We start from the raw sequence: 17868 nt of genomic DNA, 5'->3' as shown, positions 1-17868 counted from the left end.
GGTGTGTCTCTTCAAACCCTCTTGTAAAACAGAGTTAAAACTGACAGCGTTGTTTCGATACGCTGACCTATAGAATTCAACGCCGGAACACTGCTCTAGAGCAGCTTGTTCAGGAAATTTGAGTGAGAATCATGGCTGGAACCTTCAAATTCGAACTGGTATCACCGGAACGCCTGTTGCTCTCTGCAGAAGTGAGCGAAGTGGTCATTCCCGGTAGCGAAGGCTATCTGACAGTTCTGGCCGGTCATGCTCCTTTGATGACCACCATTATTCCCGGTAAAGTAACAGTCAAAACTGCTGACGGTAAGAGCGATGCTTATATCGTTTTCGGCGGCTTCACTGACATTACACCGGAAGGCTGCTCATTGCTGGCAGAATCCGCACTTCATATTGATGAAGTTAAGCGTGAAGATATTGCTGCCCGCATCGAGCATGCACGTCAACTGATTGATGATGCTGCTTCACCGGAGCATCGCACAGCAGCAGAATTGTTCCTGCATCAACTGACAACTCTTGAAGGCGCTATTCTGCCTGCATAATGCAGGGCGTTTGCAGCCTTTTGATTATAAAAAAACCGCGATAAATTTATCGCGGTTTTTTTGTATCTAAATAGATTTACAAAATCAGTTCTGTTCAATCGATACGCCTTGCTCATCGATTTTCAATTCGACACCCTTAGGTTTGGATTCCTGCTGATAGGTGTAAATCGAAAAGCCGATAATAATTACAATGAGCGCTCCGAGCAGAATATATAATCCGTTTTTATTCATAAGACCTCAGATGTGCAGTGTTGTTCAGCGATCCCCGTATTACAGGGATCACTCCTGTCTTGCTGAAAGCTACGATCTTAACGGCGGGCTAACAGAGCCAGCACCAGACCGATACCGGCGACAAGCGCTGCGGTTGCCAAAGGATTTTCTTTGGCTGTTTCGGTCACGACCTGTGCCTGATGTCTGACTTCTCTTGCTGCAACGCGGCCGCGTTTACGGAGAGTCTCATAGGTTTCGGATGCATTTTCGCGGGCATCATCGTAAAATGCAGAACCCTGCTCGGAGAGTTTCTTGGTCACCGAAGCCAGTTCGCTTTTCAGTTCCGCAATCTGGTCTTCAAATGTCTTTTCTGCATCATTACGCAATTTGGAAGCCATAGTGATCTCCTTGTGTGATGGCCATAAACCGGAGACGGGTATCTGCCGGTTCAGAAAACTATTCAAAGAGATAACGATGCAGCGCGTAATAAGTTCCTGTATTTAATAAATTACCTGTTTGAATGGCCGCATAGGAGGAACTTAGTCCTGCTGCAGGCGGGTGGAGCAGGGATCAATCACCACTCCGCCCTCAAAGCTGTTGGTTAGCATACCGCTGACTTCAACATGGTCTCCGGCTTTCAATGCACTATTGTCATATTCAAGACAGATGACTTGCAGTCTCTGGTTCGGGCAAAGCTCTGTTACGGCAATCGGATTGGCCTCATGTACAGCTTTGACTTTTGCCTGCAGAGTAATTTCCGGCCATTGTTCGGATGTTTTGTCCCATTTGTCTGCAAGGGTACCAATGGTCTTGCAGCTGGTTACAACCGGCCCCTGATAATCACTCTCAGCTGTTTGCGTAAAACCGGTACTGCTGAACAGGAATAGCAGGCAAGGTGCTGCTAATAATTTGAATGAAAAATGCGAATTAAAAACAAACATATAGCCGACAAGCCTTTCGGAGATGAAACAGGCTTATCGGCAGCAATTACGGCACTTATGGGGTGAGTGTACGCAGATAGGCGATGAGCTGTTTTGCGCTTTCAATGGCGGCTGTTTCATCGCGGGAGACAATTGCATCAATCATCTGCGTATGGGCGGTTGAAGAATCCTGCAAGCTGTTGTCACGGCGCAGGCGGAACCAGAAGCGACGGCTGTGGCTTTGTAAAGGCGCGGCCAGTCGTGTGGCATAGCTGTTGAGTGAGGCGCTGCCAAGAACTTCATCAAACGCTTTATCGGCGTCCAGAAATAACGGGATATCCTGCGTTGTGGCGGCTTGCTTCATCATGACTGCAGCTTCGCGCAGTTTCTCATGCTCATAAGCACCGGAATAACGCGCTGCATCGCGGCAAAGAATTTGCTCGACACCTTCGCGGGCATCCAGAACCTTGGTGAAATCCTTAGGGTCAAGGGCCGTAATCGCAATACCCGAGCGCGGCCGCACTTCCATCAGGCCTTCCCATGCCAGCCGCTGAATAGCTTCGCGCACCGGTGTTCTGCCCATACCGGTGAGCTCGATCAGGACACGTTCATTGGTGACACTTCCCGGTTGCAGCTGCAGTGTAACAATATGGCGTTCGAGCAACCGGTAAGCCTGATCCGAGAGGCTGAGTGCGGTTACGGTCTGCTGGTCGTCGGAATAGTCTGACTGCCCTGACATAAAGGCTTTATCCTTGTTCTTGATAGCAGTTCTGCTGCCGGCAAGATTTGCGGCAAGCTGTGCTCTGCTTTTAGTTTTTGCGAAGCCGATATCGCTGAAGCGCAATATGCAGGATGTATAAATTTCAATGATATTTTTCTGAGAGATACTACAAGAAGCCGGTTTTCTCAATATGAGTGCCGGTCGTCCTGGCTGGGCGATTGTTTATAAGTCTGCATTATCCCGTGCAGAATTTAATTGACGCGCATTCTGAATTTAGATATATCAGAAATATATCAATTGGGAGAATGATTATGTGGTCAGGTATTTTTCCGGCAGTCACAACAAAATTTACTGAAAATGATGCTCTGGATCATAAAGAGATGGAGCGTTGCTTCGGTCTGCAGATTGATGCGGGCGTTGACGGTTTTGTTGTCGGCGGCTCTCTGGGTGAAGGCCCGATGCTGTCGGGAGAGGAAAAGCTGGAAGTTTTCAAAACCGCCCGTGCGGTTGCCGGAAAACGTCCGGTGCTGATGACCGTTTTCGAGGCCGGTACACGTGAAGGTGCTGCTGCTGCCAAAGCTGCTGCGAAAGCCGGTGCAGACGGATTGATGGTTGTGCCAAGCCCGATCTATTTCACCAATCCTCAGGAAACTGTCACCACGCTGAAAGCCATGGCTGCTGCCGGTGGTCTGCCGGTGATGATCTATTCCAACCGCATGGCCTATCGTGTGGATGTGACCGGTGAATGCCTTGAGGAACTGGCGAAGGACGATCTGTTCGTTGCGATCAAGGAATCCTCGGATGATATCCGTCGCACAATCGATATCGTCAATCAGTTCGGCGATCGTTTTGATCTTTTCACCGGCGTAGATAATCTGGCTTTTGAAGCACTGACAACTGGTGCAATCGGCTGGGTTGCCGGTGTTGTGACTTCGTTGCCGCGTGAAACTGTGGTTCTGTATCAGCTCATCAAACAGAAGCGTTATGATGAAGCGCTGCCGCTTTATCGCTGGATGCGTCCGCTGCTTGATCTCGATGTTTCAACCTATCTGGTGCAGAATCTCAAGTTGATTGAAGTACATGCTATTCAGTCGAATGACCGTGTTCGTCTGCCGCGCCAGCCGCTGAGCGGAGAGCGCCGTGCACAGGTCGAAAAGATTGTAAAACAGGCTCTGGCGACACGGCCTGAACTGCCAAAAATCTGACAATCTGAACCCCGGTTAATTCAAAAATAATCGGGGTTTTTTCATAGCAAGAATGTATTTTACGGCGTAAGGTCTGCACCAGCTGAAATAACAATAAGTGTAGCAGGCAGGAGGGCACATGGCGTCGGTCAATAGCGTCAATGTGGATGGGAAGCAGAATAATTCTGAAGTTATTATAATCGGGGCAGGTATTGTCGGTATCGCTGCAGCAGCTGTGCTGAGTGAGGCAGGGCATTCTGTACTGGTTGTGGATCGCACCGGTATTTGTGAGGAGACAAGTTCCGGTAATGCGGCGGCACTGGCATTTTCTGAAGTCTTGCCGCTCGCTTCCAAAGGTGTGATGAAAAAAGTGCCGGGCTGGCTGATGGATCCGCTGGGGCCCTTCGCTATCCGTCCGTCTTACTTGTTGAAATTGCTGCCATGGCTTTATCGCTTCTGGCGTGCCAGCAGCCCTTCGGCTTTGCGCAACAGTACTGTCGTGCAAGGGCAGATGATGCAACTTGCCGAGCGTGAAATGCTGGCATTGGCTGAACGTGCCGGTGTGACGGACATGATCCATCATGAAGGCAATCTTGAGCTTTATGAAAGTGAAGCTGAACTGCAGGCGGCTATGCCGGGCTGGGAAGCCAAAAAACAGGCGGGCATTGATTATACTGTGGTGCGTGGCGCTGAACTGGCAGCCTTGCAACCGGGATTATCACCGCGTTTTGTGGTTGGCTGTTTTGTTCCGAAATGGAAAAATGTTTCTGATCCGAAACTTTATGGCAAAGCTCTGTGGGCTTATGCAGAGAAACTCGGCAGTCGCTATCAGCAGGGTATTGTTACTAAAATCGCGCATATGCAGGGCGGAGCTGAAGTCACGCTGGCTGACGGCAGTAAGCTGCAGTGCAAAAAACTCATTGTTGCCGCAGGGGCATGGTCACATCATCTGAGTGCCCAGCTGGGCGATGCGGTGCCGCTGGAAACAGAACGCGGATATAATACGACACTGCCGGTCGGGGCTTATGACATTCGCCGTCAGCTGACATTCCCCGGACATGCTTTTGTGATTACGCCGCTGACAACCGGCGTGCGCGTGGGCGGTGCGGTCGAACTCGGCGGGCTGACATTGCCGCCGAATTATGCGCGTTCAGAAGCTATGCTGAAAAAAGCAAAACAGTTCCTGCCGCAGATGAATATTGAGGGCGGACGGCAATGGATGGGCTATCGTCCTTCAACGCCGGATACGCTGCCGGTCATCGGTTATTCATCGGCCTCCAAAGATATTGTCTATGCTTTTGGCCATGGACATCTGGGGTTGACACAATCGGCGGCAACAGCACGGCTGGTAACGCAGCTGCTTAATCACGAAACAACCGCACTGCCTGTCAGTGCTTTCAGTCCGAAACGTTTTTGAGAAACATCATGGCAAAACATTCCTTCTTCTGTGTTGATGGTCATACCTGCGGCAATCCCGTCCGGCTTGTTGCTGGCGGGGGGCCGAACCTGCATGGCTCAACCATGATGGAAAAGCGGGCTCATTTTCTGGCCGAATATGACTGGATCCGTACAGGGCTGATGTTTGAGCCGCGCGGTCATGACATGATGTCCGGCTCGATCCTGTATCCGCCGACACGGGAAGACTGCGATGTGGCAGTGCTGTTTATTGAAACATCGGGCTGCCTGCCGATGTGCGGACATGGCACGATCGGTACTGTAACCATGGCGATTGAGCAGGGGCTGATCACACCGAAAGTACCGGGCAAGATCAATCTGGATACACCGGCCGGTAAAGTCGCGATCGAATATGAGCAGAACGGCCAGTATGTGGAGAGCGTGCGACTGACAAATGTGCCGGCATTTCTCTATGCGGAAGGTCTGGAAGTGGAATGTCCTGATCTCGGCATGCTGAAAGTTGATGTCAGCTATGGCGGAAATTTCTATGCAATTGTTGAGGCGCAACAAAATTACACGGATCTTGCCGATTATTCGGTACTGGATCTGATCGGCTGGAGCCCTGTTTTACGTCAGCGACTCAATGAGTTGTATAAATTTCAGCATCCGGAACTGGCTGATATCAACCGCCTCAGCCATATTTTGTGGACAGGAAAACCGACGAAACCGGAAGCTCATGCACGAAATGCCGTTTTTTACGGGGAAAAAGCGATTGATCGTTCACCATGTGGCACCGGTACCTCGGCGCGTATGGCGCAGCTGTCGGCACGCGGAGAGCTGAAGGCCGGCGACGATTTTGTTCACGAATCTGTGATCGGGTCACTGTTCCACGGACGTGTGGAGGCAGAGGTACAAGTTGCTGATAAGAAAGCGATAATTCCGTCAGTTGCCGGCTGGGCGCGCATGACCGGATATAATACGATTTTTATTGATGACCGTGACCCGTTCGCGCACGGATTTGTAGTTCGTTAAAGACGTCGCAAACGGAACATTGTTCAATCTTTGAAACAATGCAGAAGGGCGATTGACCGGCATTAAATTATGAGTAATCTTAAATTTCAGGAGCAGAGCAGGGGGAATATAATACTATATTACTAGTCGTTATTTCTATAGTTTCTGTGTATGCGAGCTATCCGGTTTGGCGCATGTTCAGCCAAAGACAGAGGGAAGCTTGTCTGACTACGCAGAAACTATCGGGGGAGAATTTTGCCTGAAATGCTGAAATGAATAATGCCGGTCTGTCCTCAGGGACATGCGGCGGATCTATAAATGCTGGGCGGTACCAAGGCAGATTTTGCCTGCCGGATTGTGCAGTAGGAGTAAACGATCTGAAATATAAGGGAAGAGCCTGTTAAAGGTGACAATAATTCAGATCATAAAAGGGTGACTTTGCAATGGAATATTTTATCCAGCAAGTGATCAACGGGCTCACGCTCGGATCGATCTATGGATTGATCGCCATCGGCTATACCATGGTTTATGGTATTATCGGCATGATCAATTTTTCTCACGGTGATGTTTTTATGCTCGGCGCCTTTATGGCGCTTATTGTTTTTTTATTGCTGACAACATTTGTTGGTGCAGTACCTGTCGTACTTGCAATCCTGCTGATGATGATTGTCGCTATGATCCTGACCAGTATGTGGAGCTGGACCATTGAGCGGGTCGCCTACCGGCCATTGCGCGGGTCTTTCCGGCTTGCACCGCTGATTACAGCAATTGGTATGTCCATTGCGCTGTCCAACTTCGTGCAGGTCACACAGGGGCCGCGTAACAAGCCGATCCCTTCGCTGATTAATGACTCTTATTCATTATTCGGTACCAGTGTTATCATCTCGCTGAAACAGATCGTTATCATTGCAGTTACCATCGTTCTGCTCACAATCTTCTGGTATATTGTTAACCGTACATCCTTGGGGCGCGCCCAGCGTGCCTGCGAACAGGATCGTAAAATGGCATCGCTGCTCGGTATCAATGTTGACCGCACGATTTCTCTGACCTTCGTTATGGGCGCCGCACTGGCCGCCGTGGCCGGTACGCTTTATCTCACATTCTACGGGGTTATCTCGTTTACAGACGGCTTTATTCCGGGTGTGAAAGCGTTTACCGCAGCGGTTCTCGGTGGCATCGGCTCGCTTCCGGGCGCTGTGATCGGTGGCTTGCTGATCGGTCTGATCGAGGCGCTCTGGTCTGCCTATTTCTCGATTGATTATAAAGATGTTGCTGCGTTCTCGATCCTTGCGATTGTGCTGATCTTCATGCCTTCCGGCATTCTCGGCCGTCCAGAAGTTGAAAAGGTGTAACATGACCAATGCTTTTCAAACTTCTCCGGCGGGTGCACCGAAGGCTGAACCGTCAGATATTGCAGCCGGTATCCGCGAAGGTATCATTGCAGCTATTCTGGCATTCGGCCTGTTCGTACTGATCGTCGGTTTCAAAACCGAGCAGAATATCAATAATGAGCTGGTGCTGGTTCAGCGCTGGGGGCTGTTGTTTACCCTTGTAGCTCTGGCAGGTATCGGCCGTTTTCTGCACCGTGCTTTTCTTGTGCCATATATGGCAAAGCGCGGGAAATCCGAAAAACAGGTTGTTGCCAGCGGTGATGTTTCGTTCTTCCGTAAGAACTTTTCGAAACTGGCAATCCTGTTCCTGTTTATCTATCCGGTGCTGATTGTTCTGACACTCGGTTTTCAAGGCTCCCTGAAATGGGTGGATAATTTCGGCGTACAGATCCTCATCTATATCATGCTGGCATGGGGGCTGAATATCGTTGTCGGTCTCGCCGGCCTGCTGGATTTGGGTTATGTCGCCTTCTATGCGGTTGGTGCTTATTCCTACGCATTGCTGTCTTCCTATTTCGGTCTGTCTTTCTGGACGCTGCTGCCGGTTGCCGGTATTCTCGCAGCCTTCTGGGGCATTATTCTCGGCTTCCCTGTGCTGCGTCTGCGGGGGGACTATCTTGCGATCGTGACACTGGCTTTCGGTGAAATCATCAGACTTGTGCTGATAAACTGGACGGCGGTCACCAAAGGTACTTATGGTGTGTCGGGTATTGCCAAAGCCACGTTCTTCGGTATTCCGTTCAAAGCCGGTCCTGATGGTTTTGCTGCCACGTTCGGTCTGCAATTTTCCGCAGCCCATTATAAAATCTTCCTCTATTACGTCATTCTGCTGCTGGCGCTTTTGACCGCATGGGTTACAATCCGTCTGCGCCGTATGCCAATCGGCCGTGCATGGGAAGCCCTGCGTGAGGATGAAATTGCCTGCCGTGCGCTGGGTATCAATACGACAACAACCAAGCTGACCGCCTTTGCAACCGGTGCGATGTTTGGCGGCTTTGCCGGTGCCTTCTTCGGCGCGCGTCAGGGCTTTGTCAGCCCGGAATCCTTCATCTTCCTCGAATCTGCGGTTATTCTTGCTATCGTGGTTCTTGGCGGTATGGGATCGCTGATCGGTATTGCGATTGCTGCAATCGTGATGATCGGCGGTACAGAAATCCTGCGCGAACTTTCATTCCTGAAAGCCGTGTTCGGCCAAAGCTTTACGCCGGAACTCTATCGTATGCTGATTTTCGGTCTGGCTATGGTTGTTGTGATGGTCTGGAAACCGCGTGGTTTTGTCGGTCATCGTGAACCAAGCGCCTTCCTGAATGAGCGTAAGCTGGTGTCCGGTTCCTTTACCAAGGAAGGTCACGGTTGATGGCGGGGATAAATACTATGGCAAATTCTGAACTTGCTGAAAAAAGACAAAACGCCGATACCATTCTGAAAGTCGAGCATCTTTCCATGCGTTTCGGCGGTTTGGTGGCAATTAATGATCTGAGCTTTGAAGCCAAGCGCGGCGAGATCACTGCGGTGATCGGGCCGAACGGCGCGGGTAAAACCACCGTGTTTAACTGCCTGACCGGTTTCTACAAGCCGACCGGCGGCATGGTGACAATGCAGCATAAAAACGGCGATAAGTTCCTGTTGGAACGGATGCCGGATTTTGTGATTACCAAAAAAGCCAAGGTTGCCCGTACCTTCCAGAATATCCGCCTTTTCACAGGTCTGACAGTTCTGGAAAACCTGCTGGTTGCCCAGCATAATCCGCTGATGGTGTCATCCGGCTTTACCTTTCTGGGACTGCTCGGATTTCCCGGCTATAAAAAGGCAGCGAAAGACGCGATTGAAAAAGCGCGTATCTGGCTTGAGAAGATCAATCTGATCCATCGTGCTGATGATCCGGCAGGTGATCTTCCTTATGGCGATCAGCGCCGTCTGGAAATTGCCCGTGCTATGTGCACTGATCCGGAAATGCTGTGTCTTGATGAGCCGGCAGCCGGTCTGAACCCGCGAGAATCTGCGGAGCTTAACAAGCTTTTGCTGGATATTCGTGCAGAGACAGGCACGTCCATTCTGCTGATCGAGCATGATATGTCGGTGGTTATGGAAATTTCCGATCATGTGATTGTGCTTGAATATGGCACGAAAATCTCTGACGGCGCTCCGAGCTTTGTGCAGAATGACCCTAAAGTTATCGCCGCCTATCTTGGTGTTGATGATGATGAGGTAACCGATCTGATTGAAGGCTCCGGCGGTGACGTCGGGGAAGTTGATCAGCTGGTCACGCAGCTTGCAGATGTTGATCCTGCGGATGAGGTTGCTGCACCTGAGCATCTGGCCGGTGGTCTGGATGCGCCGCGCGGCGGTATCGCTGATAATCTGACCCTGATTAAAGGGATCGGCAGTGTTAACGAGACCAAGCTCAATGCCCATGGCATCTATCATTTCGATCAGATTGCTGCGTGGACAGAAGCTGAAATCAAACAGGCTGAGATGTATCTGAGCTTTGACGGCCGTATTGCCCGTGAAGACTGGGTAGGGCAGGCACGTCAGCTGGCCAGCGGCGGAAAAACGGAATTCTCATCCCGTGTGGAAGCCGGCAAAGTACCGTCCAGCCATGAGACATCCGAAGATACAGATTCGACGAAGAAAACTGAGGGGGGTAAATGATGCAGGCTCAGAACCCGCTTCTGGTTATCGATAAGGTTGAAACCTATTACGGCAATATCTGCGCGCTGAAAGGTGTTGATGTCACGGTTAAATCCGGTGAAATCGTCACGCTGATCGGTGCAAACGGTGCCGGAAAATCAACTCTGATGATGACGATTTTCGGTACACCGCGTGCCCGCACCGGACGCATTCTTTTTGAGGGCAAAGATATTACTTCTATGCCGCCTCACGAGATTGCAAAACTGCGTATTGCGCAGTCTCCGGAAGGACGTCGTATTTTCCCGCGCATGAGCGTGATGGAAAATCTGCAAATGGGTGCCAGTCTCGATAATCAAAAATACTTTGATGAAGATGTGAAACTGATGTTTGATCTGTTTCCGCGTCTTAAAGAGCGTATCAATCAGCGCGGCGGTACTCTGTCGGGCGGTGAGCAGCAGATGCTGGCGATTGCCCGTGCATTGATGGCGCGGCCAAAATTGCTGATGCTGGATGAGCCGTCACTTGGTCTGGCACCACTGATCGTCAAACAGATTTTTGAGGCGATTAAAGAGCTGAACCGCACCACCGGACTGACTGTGTTTCTGGTGGAGCAGAATGCTTTCGGTGCGCTGAAACTTGCCCATCGCGGTTATGTGATGGTCAATGGTGTGATTACTATGAGCGGTAGCGGGCAGGAGCTTCTGGCAAATCCGGAAGTCCGCGCAGCCTATCTGGAAGGCGGACGTCATTGATGGGAAAGCCGGACAAACAAATTGTCCGGCACTCTTCATAATGTTCAGCTTTAGACGAATTAACGCAGTTTCTGACAAGCCGGGGCGCTCAAAAATCAGCCTCACTTCCGGAAACTGCACCAGCCGGAAATTTCGTTCAGAAATCCGGTGAATTGGGGAGAATTATTGATGCAAGGCATTCTCTATGAAGAGCCGTCATTCTGGCTGTTTTTGTTGATTACCTGCATTCTCGGCGGTTGGGCCGCATGGATGACAGGGCGGGCCTGCGCACAAACATGGCGTCCATATGCAATGTTTGTGCTCTATCTCCTGCCTTTGACAGCGATGGTTCGTTTTATTCATTTTGCAATGTTTGAAGGAACATTGCTGTCGCTGCATTACTATCTGGTCGATTTTGTTGTGTTGCTGGTGATTGGCACGCTTGGCTATCGTTTCACAAAGGTGAAGCAGATGGTGCGTCAATATAACTGGCTCTATGAACAGACTTCACCATTTTCCTATAAGTCGAAATAACAGGCGATTTAAGGGAACCAAGAAACAACATCCCTGAGCTGATTATTGAATTTGGGGGTGTTTTGAAATTGCAATATTCCGCTTTGCGGGAACGAAGTGAGTATTGTGATACGCCGGTGTAACACTCCGGTATGAACTGCCCGGGAAACCGGTTTCTGCTTAATGATTGTAATAAAAATGACCGGCCGATCATCGGTATTGCACCGCAAAACTTTGATCTCCGTATTTAATAAAACAAGGAAACTGATCTGCGGCAGACGGTTTCCGGCATAATCATTGTAATGGGAGCAGTTAATATGAAAAAATCTTTATTCTACAGCGTAGCAGTGTCGGCTCTCGTGGCTTTCAGCGGCTCGGCTTTTGCGGATGTTCTGGTGGGTATCGGCGCACCGCTGACCGGACCGAACGCGGTTTATGGTCTCCAGATTCAAAAAGGAGCCGAGGCTGCAGCAGAAGTCATCAATGCTGAAGGTGGCCTGAACGGAGAGAAAATCGTTTTCACTCTTGGTGATGACGTTTCCGATCCGAAACAGGGCATTTCGGTTGCCAACAAGTTTGCCGCTGACGGTGTTAAATTCGTTATCGGACACTTTAACTCCGGCGTAACAATTCCGGCTTCGGAAGTGTATCAGGAAAACGGCATTCTGGAGATTTCACCAGGTGCGACCAACCCTGTTTATACTGATCGCGGTATGTGGAACACATTCCGTACCTGCGGCCGCGATGACCAGCAGGGTATTGTTGCAGGTCAGTATATTGCTGAAAAGTTCAAAGACGCCAAAGTGGCTGTTGTTCACGACAAGACCCCTTACGGTCAGGGTCTGGCTGATGAAACCAAGAAAGCACTCAATGCAGCAGGTATGAAAGAAACCCTGTATGAAGGTGTGAATATTGGCGAGAAGGACTTCTCGGCACTGATCGCAAAAATGAAGCAGGAAGGCATTACCGTTATTTATTGGGGCGGTATGCACGCGGAAGCTGGTCTGATTATTCGTCAGCTCGGCGATCAGGGTCTGAAAGCGCAGTTCATTTCCGGTGACGGTATCGTCTCCAATGAGCTGGCTTCCATTGCCGGTAATGCGGTTGAAGGAACTCTGAATACTTTCGGTCCTGATCCGCGCAACAATCCGGCCAATGCTGATCTGGTGAAGAAGTTCCGCGATGCCGGTTTCGAGCCTGAAGCTTATACACTTTACTCCTATGCCGCGATGCAGTCGCTGGCCGGTGCAGCGAAAGCTGCAGGCAGCAATGATCCGGAAACAGTTGCGAAAGCACTGAAGTCCGGCACATTCAAGACTGTGCTCGGAGATATCTCTTTCGATGAGAAAGGCGATCCGAAGCTGCCGGGCTATGTCATGTATAAGTGGGAAAAAGGCGCTGACGGTAAGTTCACTTACATTCAGCAGTAAACCTGTCTTTGAAAATCAGCGGGGCCGGCTCAGTCCGGCCCCGTTTGATTGAAAGCTGTATTGCAGACAGCGGAGACAGTTTTTTGTTTCAGAACAGTTCCGTATGAAACCGGTTTTCATAGAGGAGCTGTCGAAAGAAATTCTGCCGGATGTCTCATTCCGACAGAAAAATGCCGGTGTTCCGGCGACCTCAAAACCTGCTTTTTGTCAGTTTTTGAGCATATTCACGGGAGTAGGAAATATGAAGAAGTCTCTGTTCTGCGGTGTTGCACTGTCTGCAATGCTGGCCTTTAGCGGTTCATCATGGGCCGATATTCTGGTCGGTGTTGGTGCACCTCTGACGGGCGGTGGTGCCGCATATGGCGCACAGATTAAAAACGGTGTGGAAGCAGCTGTTGAAGTTGTGAATGCAGAAGGCGGTCTGAACGGCGAAAAGATCGTTCTTGTTTATGGCGATGATGTTTCTGATCCCAAGCAGGGCATGTCCGTTGCCAATAAATTTGCTGCCGATGGTGTGCAATTTGTCATCGGTCACTTTAATTCGGGCGTGAGCATTCCGGCTTCGGAAGTTTATGCCGAAAACGGTATTCTTGCGATTGCACCGGGCACAACCAATCCGGTTTATACCGATCGTGGTCTCTGGAATACATTCCGTACCTGCCGCCGCGATGACAATCAGGGTATCGCTGCCGCCAAATATATCGTCGATAATTTCAAAGACGGTAAAATCGCAATTGTTCATGACAAAACCCCTTATGGTCAGGGACTTGCAGACGCCACCAAGAACGCGATGAATGAACTGGGTCTGAAAGAGACAGTTTATGAAGGCGTGAATGTCGGTGAAAAAGACTATTCCGCGCTGATCGCCAAGCTGAAGCGTGACGGTGTTACGGTTATTTACTGGGGTGGTCTGCATCCGGAAGCCGGTCTGATTATCCGTCAGATGGGCGATCAGGATCTGAAGGCGCAGTTCATTTCCGGTGACGGTATTGTGTCCAACGAACTGGCTTCGATTGCCGGTGATGCGGTTGCCGGTGTGCTGAACACTTTCGGCCCTGATCCGCGTGAAGATCCGGCCAATGCTGAACTGATCAAGAAATTCCGTGATGCCGGATTTGAGCCGGAAGCCTATACTTTCTATTCCTATGCGGCAGTGCAGTCTCTGGCTGCGGCGGCAAAGGCTGCCGGTACCAATGATCCTATGACTGTTGCGACAGCCATGAAGGAAAAAGGTCCGTTCAAGACGGTTCTCGGCGAAATTTCCTATGATGAAAAGGGCGATCCGAATCTTTCGCCTTATGTCATGTTTGAATGGCGCAAAGGCGACGACGGAAAATATAATTATTTCCAGAAAAAATAATTCCTGAAATCAGGGAATTATTTCAGAATTAGAATAGTATTCTCTTTCTTGAAAAGAGGTCTAATACTTTGGAATAATTGGTTCAGTAATGCCCGGCACTTGTGTCGGGCATTGTTATTTTAAGACGTATTTTCGCTGTTCTTTCACAAAAAAAACGATCAGTATGCAGGCGGAATTTTGCCGGTCACGGGAACGACCGGCATGTGTCAGAATAGAGCATAATTCCTTAAACTTGGATCAGTTTAAGGTAAAATTATGCTCTAATTTTAAAGTGTTAGAGCGACCTTTGTGTGCCAAGTCTGGCACACGGCGCTCTAGTTTTGCAGTGAGGGAGACCTGCTTTGCCTATCCATAAAATTCTTGTCGCAAACCGCTCTGAAATTGCTATCCGCGTATTCCGCGCTGCAAATGAGCTGGGCATGAAAACCGTGGCGATCTGGGCAGAGGAAGATAAACTTGCATTGCATCGTTTCAAAGCCGATGAGAGTTATCAGGTCGGGCGCGGCCCGCATCTGCAGCGTGATCTGGGACCGATTGAAAGCTATCTCTCAATTGAGGAAGTGATCCGCGTTGCCAAGCTCTCGGGTGCCGATGCCATTCATCCGGGCTATGGTCTGCTGTCGGAAAGTCCTGAATTTGCCGATGCCTGCGCTGAGAACGGCATTATCTTCATTGGTCCGAAAGGCGATACGATGCGCCGCCTCGGCAATAAGGTTGCGGCACGCAATCTGGCCGTTGAGGTCGGTGTGCCGGTGGTGCCTGCCAGTGACCCTCTGCCGGAGGATATGGATGAGGTGCGCAAGATTGCTGATAGCATCGGTTATCCGCTGATGCTCAAAGCCTCATGGGGCGGTGGCGGGCGCGGTATGCGCGCTATTCGCGAGGCCAAAGATCTGGCGCGTGAGGTCACGGAAGCCAAGCGCGAGGCCAAAGCCGCTTTCGGCAAGGATGAGGTCTATCTCGAAAAACTCATTGAACATGCGCGCCATGTGGAAGTGCAGATTCTCGGCGATACCCATGGCAATGCCGTGCATTTGTTTGAGCGTGATTGTTCCGTGCAACGGCGTAACCAGAAAGTTGTGGAACGTGCACCGGCGCCTTACCTCAATGATGGGCAGCGTCAGGAACTGGCTGATTATGCGCTGAAGATCGCCCGCGCCACTCATTATATCGGGGCGGGGACGGTCGAGTTCCTGATGGATGTGACATCAGGAAAATTCTATTTCATCGAGGTCAATCCGCGCATTCAGGTGGAGCACACGGTGACGGAAGAAGTCACGGGCATTGATATTGTCAAAGCGCAAATCCGTATTCTGGAAGGCGCAGCTATCGGCTCGCCGGAATCCGGTGTGCCGGAGCAGAGCAAGATTGTTCTGCGCGGCCATGCATTGCAATGCCGCATCACAACGGAAGATCCGGAGCAGAATTTCATTCCGGATTATGGGCGGATTACGGCTTATCGCGGAGCGACCGGTTTCGGCATTCGTCTGGATGGCGGTACAGCCTATTCCGGTGCCTTCATCACCCGTTATTATGACCCGTTGTTGGAGAAAGTGACCGCATGGGCATCGACACCCGAAGAGGTGATCCTGCGTATGCATCGTGCGCTGCGGGAGTTTCGTATCCGAGGTGTGTCGACCAATCTGACCTTTCTGGAAGCGATTATTACGCATCCGAAATTTCGCAGTAACGAATATACTACGCGATTTATTGATACGACGCCGGAATTGTTCGAGCATGTGAAACGACAGGATCGTGCGACCAAACTTCTGACCTATATTGCCGATGTGACGGTCAATGGTCATCCGGAAACCAAAGGCCGTGCCTTGCCGGACATGAATGCGGCTGCACCAAAAGTGCCTTATGTGCCTGATGGGGATATTCAGCACGGCACCCGTCAAAAACTGGCAGAGTTGGAGCCGCAGAAATTTGCACAATGGATGCGTGAGCAAAAGCGGGTGCTGGTAACCGATACGACCATGCGGGACGGGCATCAGTCTTTGCTCGCCACACGTATGCGTACCTATGATATTGCGCAGATTGCCGAAACCTATGCGCGCCTGCTGCCGAACCTGTTTTCTCTGGAATGCTGGGGCGGTGCGACTTTCGATGTTTCCATGCGCTTTTTGACAGAAGATCCGTGGGAGCGGCTGAGCAAGGTGCGTGATGGTGCACCGAACCTGCTGCTGCAAATGCTGCTGCGCGGTGCCAATGGCGTGGGTTATAAGAGCTATCCCGATAATGTGGTGACGCAATTTGTGCGTGAAGCGGCACGCGGCGGCATTGATCTCTTCCGCGTGTTTGACAGTCTCAACTGGGTTGAGAATATGCGCGTGTCGATGGATGCCGTGCTGAGCGAGGGCAAGCTCTGCGAGGCAGCGATCTGCTATACCAGCGATTTGATGAATGCAGCGCGCCCGCAATATGACCTGAATTATTATCTGAAACTGGCGCGTGAGGTTGAAAAGGCCGGAGCGCATATCATCGCCATTAAAGACATGGCGGGGCTGCTGAAGCCGCAATCGGCACGCAAATTATTCACGGCCTTGCGGCAGGAAACCGATCTGCCGATTCATTTCCATACGCATGATACATCCGGTATTGCGGCAGCAACAGTGCTGGCGGCTGTGGAGAGCGGTGTGGATGTTGTTGATGCGGCGATGGATGCATTGTCGGGCAATACCTCACAGCCATGCCTCGGCTCGATTGTTGAAGCACTCGCAGGCAGTGAGCGCGATCCGCAACTTGATCCGGCTTCGATCCGCCGGATTTCCTTCTATTGGGAGGCGGCACGCAATCAATATGCAGCTTTTGAGAGTGACCTGAAAGGCCCTGCCTCGGAAGTTTACCTGCATGAAATGCCGGGCGGACAATTCACCAATTTGAAGGAACAGGCACGCTCATTGGGGCTGGAGAGCCGCTGGCATGAGGTGGCGCAGGCTTATGCTGATGTGAATCTGATGTTCAGCGATATTGTCAAAGTCACGCCGTCTTCCAAAGTGGTGGGCGATATGGCGCTGATGATGGTCAGTCAGGACTTAACAACGGCGGATGTGACCAATCCTGCCAAGGATATTGCGTTCCCGGATTCCGTGGTGTCGATGATGCGCGGCGATCTCGGACAGCCGCCAGCAGGCTGGCCGAAGGATTTGCAGGCCAAAGTGCTGAAGGGTGAGAAGCCGTTTACAGAGCGGCCGGGTGCATTGCTGCAACCGGCTGATCTGGAAGCTGAGCGCAAAGAGATTGAAACCAAGCTGGAGCGCAAAATCAGCGATCAGGAATTTGCGTCCTATCTGATGTATCCGAAAGTCTTCACCGATTTTGCCGGTGCGCAGACCCTTTACGGGCCGACAAGCGTGCTGCCGACGCCGGTCTATTTTTACGGGCTGGCGCAGGAACAGGAAGTCTTTGTTGAGATTGAGCGCGGCAAGACACTGGTTATCCGCAATCAGGCGGTGGGCGATGTTGACGATCAGGGCATGGTCACGGTGTTCTTTGAACTGAATGGTCAGCCGCGTCGTATCAAAGTGCCGGATCGTACACGCGGTGCTGCCAAAGGCGCCCGTCGCAAAGCCGAGCTGAACAATGAGGCCCATATTGGTGCGCCGATGCCCGGCATTGTTTCGACAGTGGCGGTGGCCAGCGGGCAGAGTGTGAAAGCCGGAGATGTCTTGCTGTCGATTGAGGCGATGAAGATGGAAACCGCCCTTCATGCCGAGCGGGACGGTGTGCTGGCAGAAGTGCTGGTACGCGCCGGTGATCAGATTGATGCCAAGGATCTGTTGATTATTTACGCATAAAATTCAGACCGGCAGAGTGTATTTGCTCTGCC

At 51.0% G+C, this 17868-nt stretch carries 16 protein-coding genes; 12 read left to right on the top strand and 4 right to left on the bottom strand.

The window, feature by feature from the left end:
- Nucleotides 1–131 precede the first annotated feature (131 nt).
- Nucleotides 132–539, top strand: coding sequence for a F0F1 ATP synthase subunit epsilon (locus LDL70_RS13630; protein WP_022709897.1), 408 nt, complete (start codon nucleotides 132–134; stop codon nucleotides 537–539).
- 84 nt (nucleotides 540–623) lie between these two features.
- Here the strand turns inward: LDL70_RS13630 and LDL70_RS13625 are convergent, their stop codons facing one another.
- From LDL70_RS13625 to LDL70_RS13610, 4 genes are all read right to left on the bottom strand, one after another.
- Nucleotides 624–770 (bottom strand): hypothetical protein, encoded by a 147-nt coding sequence (locus LDL70_RS13625; protein ID WP_225685297.1) that lies wholly within the window; start codon nucleotides 768–770, stop codon nucleotides 624–626.
- Nucleotides 771–847: 77 nt separating this feature from the next.
- Nucleotides 848–1147, bottom strand: a complete 300-nt coding sequence (locus tag LDL70_RS13620; protein WP_116089090.1) for a YqjD family protein — start codon at nucleotides 1145–1147, stop codon at nucleotides 848–850.
- 141 nt (nucleotides 1148–1288) lie between these two features.
- Nucleotides 1289–1690 (bottom strand): hypothetical protein, encoded by a 402-nt coding sequence (locus LDL70_RS13615; RefSeq protein WP_225685296.1) that lies wholly within the window; start codon nucleotides 1688–1690, stop codon nucleotides 1289–1291.
- Nucleotides 1691–1745: 55 nt separating this feature from the next.
- Nucleotides 1746–2408, bottom strand: coding sequence for a GntR family transcriptional regulator (locus tag LDL70_RS13610; RefSeq protein WP_220158541.1), 663 nt, complete (start codon nucleotides 2406–2408; stop codon nucleotides 1746–1748).
- A gap of 293 nt (nucleotides 2409–2701) precedes the next feature.
- On the opposite strand from LDL70_RS13610, the gene LDL70_RS13605 reads away from it, so the two are divergent.
- The 11 genes from LDL70_RS13605 to pyc all read left to right on the top strand — a co-directional run bounded on the left by LDL70_RS13605 (nucleotide 2702) and on the right by pyc (nucleotide 17836).
- On the top strand, nucleotides 2702–3595 hold the full coding sequence (locus LDL70_RS13605) for a dihydrodipicolinate synthase family protein (protein WP_028233386.1): 894 nt from the start codon (nucleotides 2702–2704) through the stop codon (nucleotides 3593–3595).
- Nucleotides 3596–3713: 118 nt separating this feature from the next.
- On the top strand, nucleotides 3714–4991 hold the full coding sequence (locus LDL70_RS13600; protein WP_151160282.1) for an FAD-binding oxidoreductase: 1278 nt from the start codon (nucleotides 3714–3716) through the stop codon (nucleotides 4989–4991).
- A gap of 8 nt (nucleotides 4992–4999) precedes the next feature.
- Nucleotides 5000–6001, top strand: coding sequence for a 4-hydroxyproline epimerase (locus LDL70_RS13595; RefSeq protein ID WP_225685295.1), 1002 nt, complete (start codon nucleotides 5000–5002; stop codon nucleotides 5999–6001).
- A gap of 422 nt (nucleotides 6002–6423) precedes the next feature.
- Nucleotides 6424–7332 carry a branched-chain amino acid ABC transporter permease gene (locus LDL70_RS13590; protein WP_022709905.1) on the top strand — a complete coding sequence of 303 codons (909 nt, stop codon included), beginning with the start codon at nucleotides 6424–6426 and terminating at the stop codon, nucleotides 7330–7332.
- Nucleotide 7333: 1 nt separating this feature from the next.
- Nucleotides 7334–8728, top strand: a complete 1395-nt coding sequence (livM, locus tag LDL70_RS13585) for a high-affinity branched-chain amino acid ABC transporter permease LivM (protein ID WP_225685294.1) — start codon at nucleotides 7334–7336, stop codon at nucleotides 8726–8728.
- Nucleotides 8729–8745: 17 nt separating this feature from the next.
- A complete protein-coding gene (locus LDL70_RS13580) occupies nucleotides 8746–10023 on the top strand; it encodes an ATP-binding cassette domain-containing protein (RefSeq protein ID WP_225685293.1) in 1278 nt (425 codons plus the stop codon).
- A complete protein-coding gene (locus LDL70_RS13575; protein ID WP_370637837.1) occupies nucleotides 10023–10754 on the top strand; it encodes an ABC transporter ATP-binding protein in 732 nt (243 codons plus the stop codon). Before LDL70_RS13580 ends, LDL70_RS13575 begins: the two co-directional genes overlap by 1 nt.
- 168 nt (nucleotides 10755–10922) lie before the next feature.
- Nucleotides 10923–11267: a DUF6867 family protein gene (locus tag LDL70_RS13570; RefSeq protein WP_022709909.1), complete on the top strand. Its 345-nt coding sequence runs from the start codon at nucleotides 10923–10925 to the stop codon at nucleotides 11265–11267.
- 296 nt (nucleotides 11268–11563) lie between these two features.
- Nucleotides 11564–12676: a branched-chain amino acid ABC transporter substrate-binding protein gene (locus tag LDL70_RS13565; protein WP_028233388.1), complete on the top strand. Its 1113-nt coding sequence runs from the start codon at nucleotides 11564–11566 to the stop codon at nucleotides 12674–12676.
- A gap of 241 nt (nucleotides 12677–12917) precedes the next feature.
- A complete protein-coding gene (locus tag LDL70_RS13560; protein WP_028233389.1) occupies nucleotides 12918–14036 on the top strand; it encodes a branched-chain amino acid ABC transporter substrate-binding protein in 1119 nt (372 codons plus the stop codon).
- A gap of 341 nt (nucleotides 14037–14377) precedes the next feature.
- Complete coding sequence (pyc, locus tag LDL70_RS13555) at nucleotides 14378–17836, top strand: pyruvate carboxylase (protein ID WP_225685292.1); 3459 nt, start codon at nucleotides 14378–14380, stop codon at nucleotides 17834–17836.
- Nucleotides 17837–17868: the final 32 nt, after the last annotated feature.

This window comes from Pseudochrobactrum sp. XF203 (genome assembly GCF_020341615.1).
GTDB classification, from domain to species: Bacteria; Pseudomonadota; Alphaproteobacteria; order Rhizobiales; family Rhizobiaceae; genus Pseudochrobactrum; species Pseudochrobactrum saccharolyticum.
Note: the sequence above shows the minus strand (reverse complement) of the source record. Positions and strands in the feature narration are given on the sequence as shown.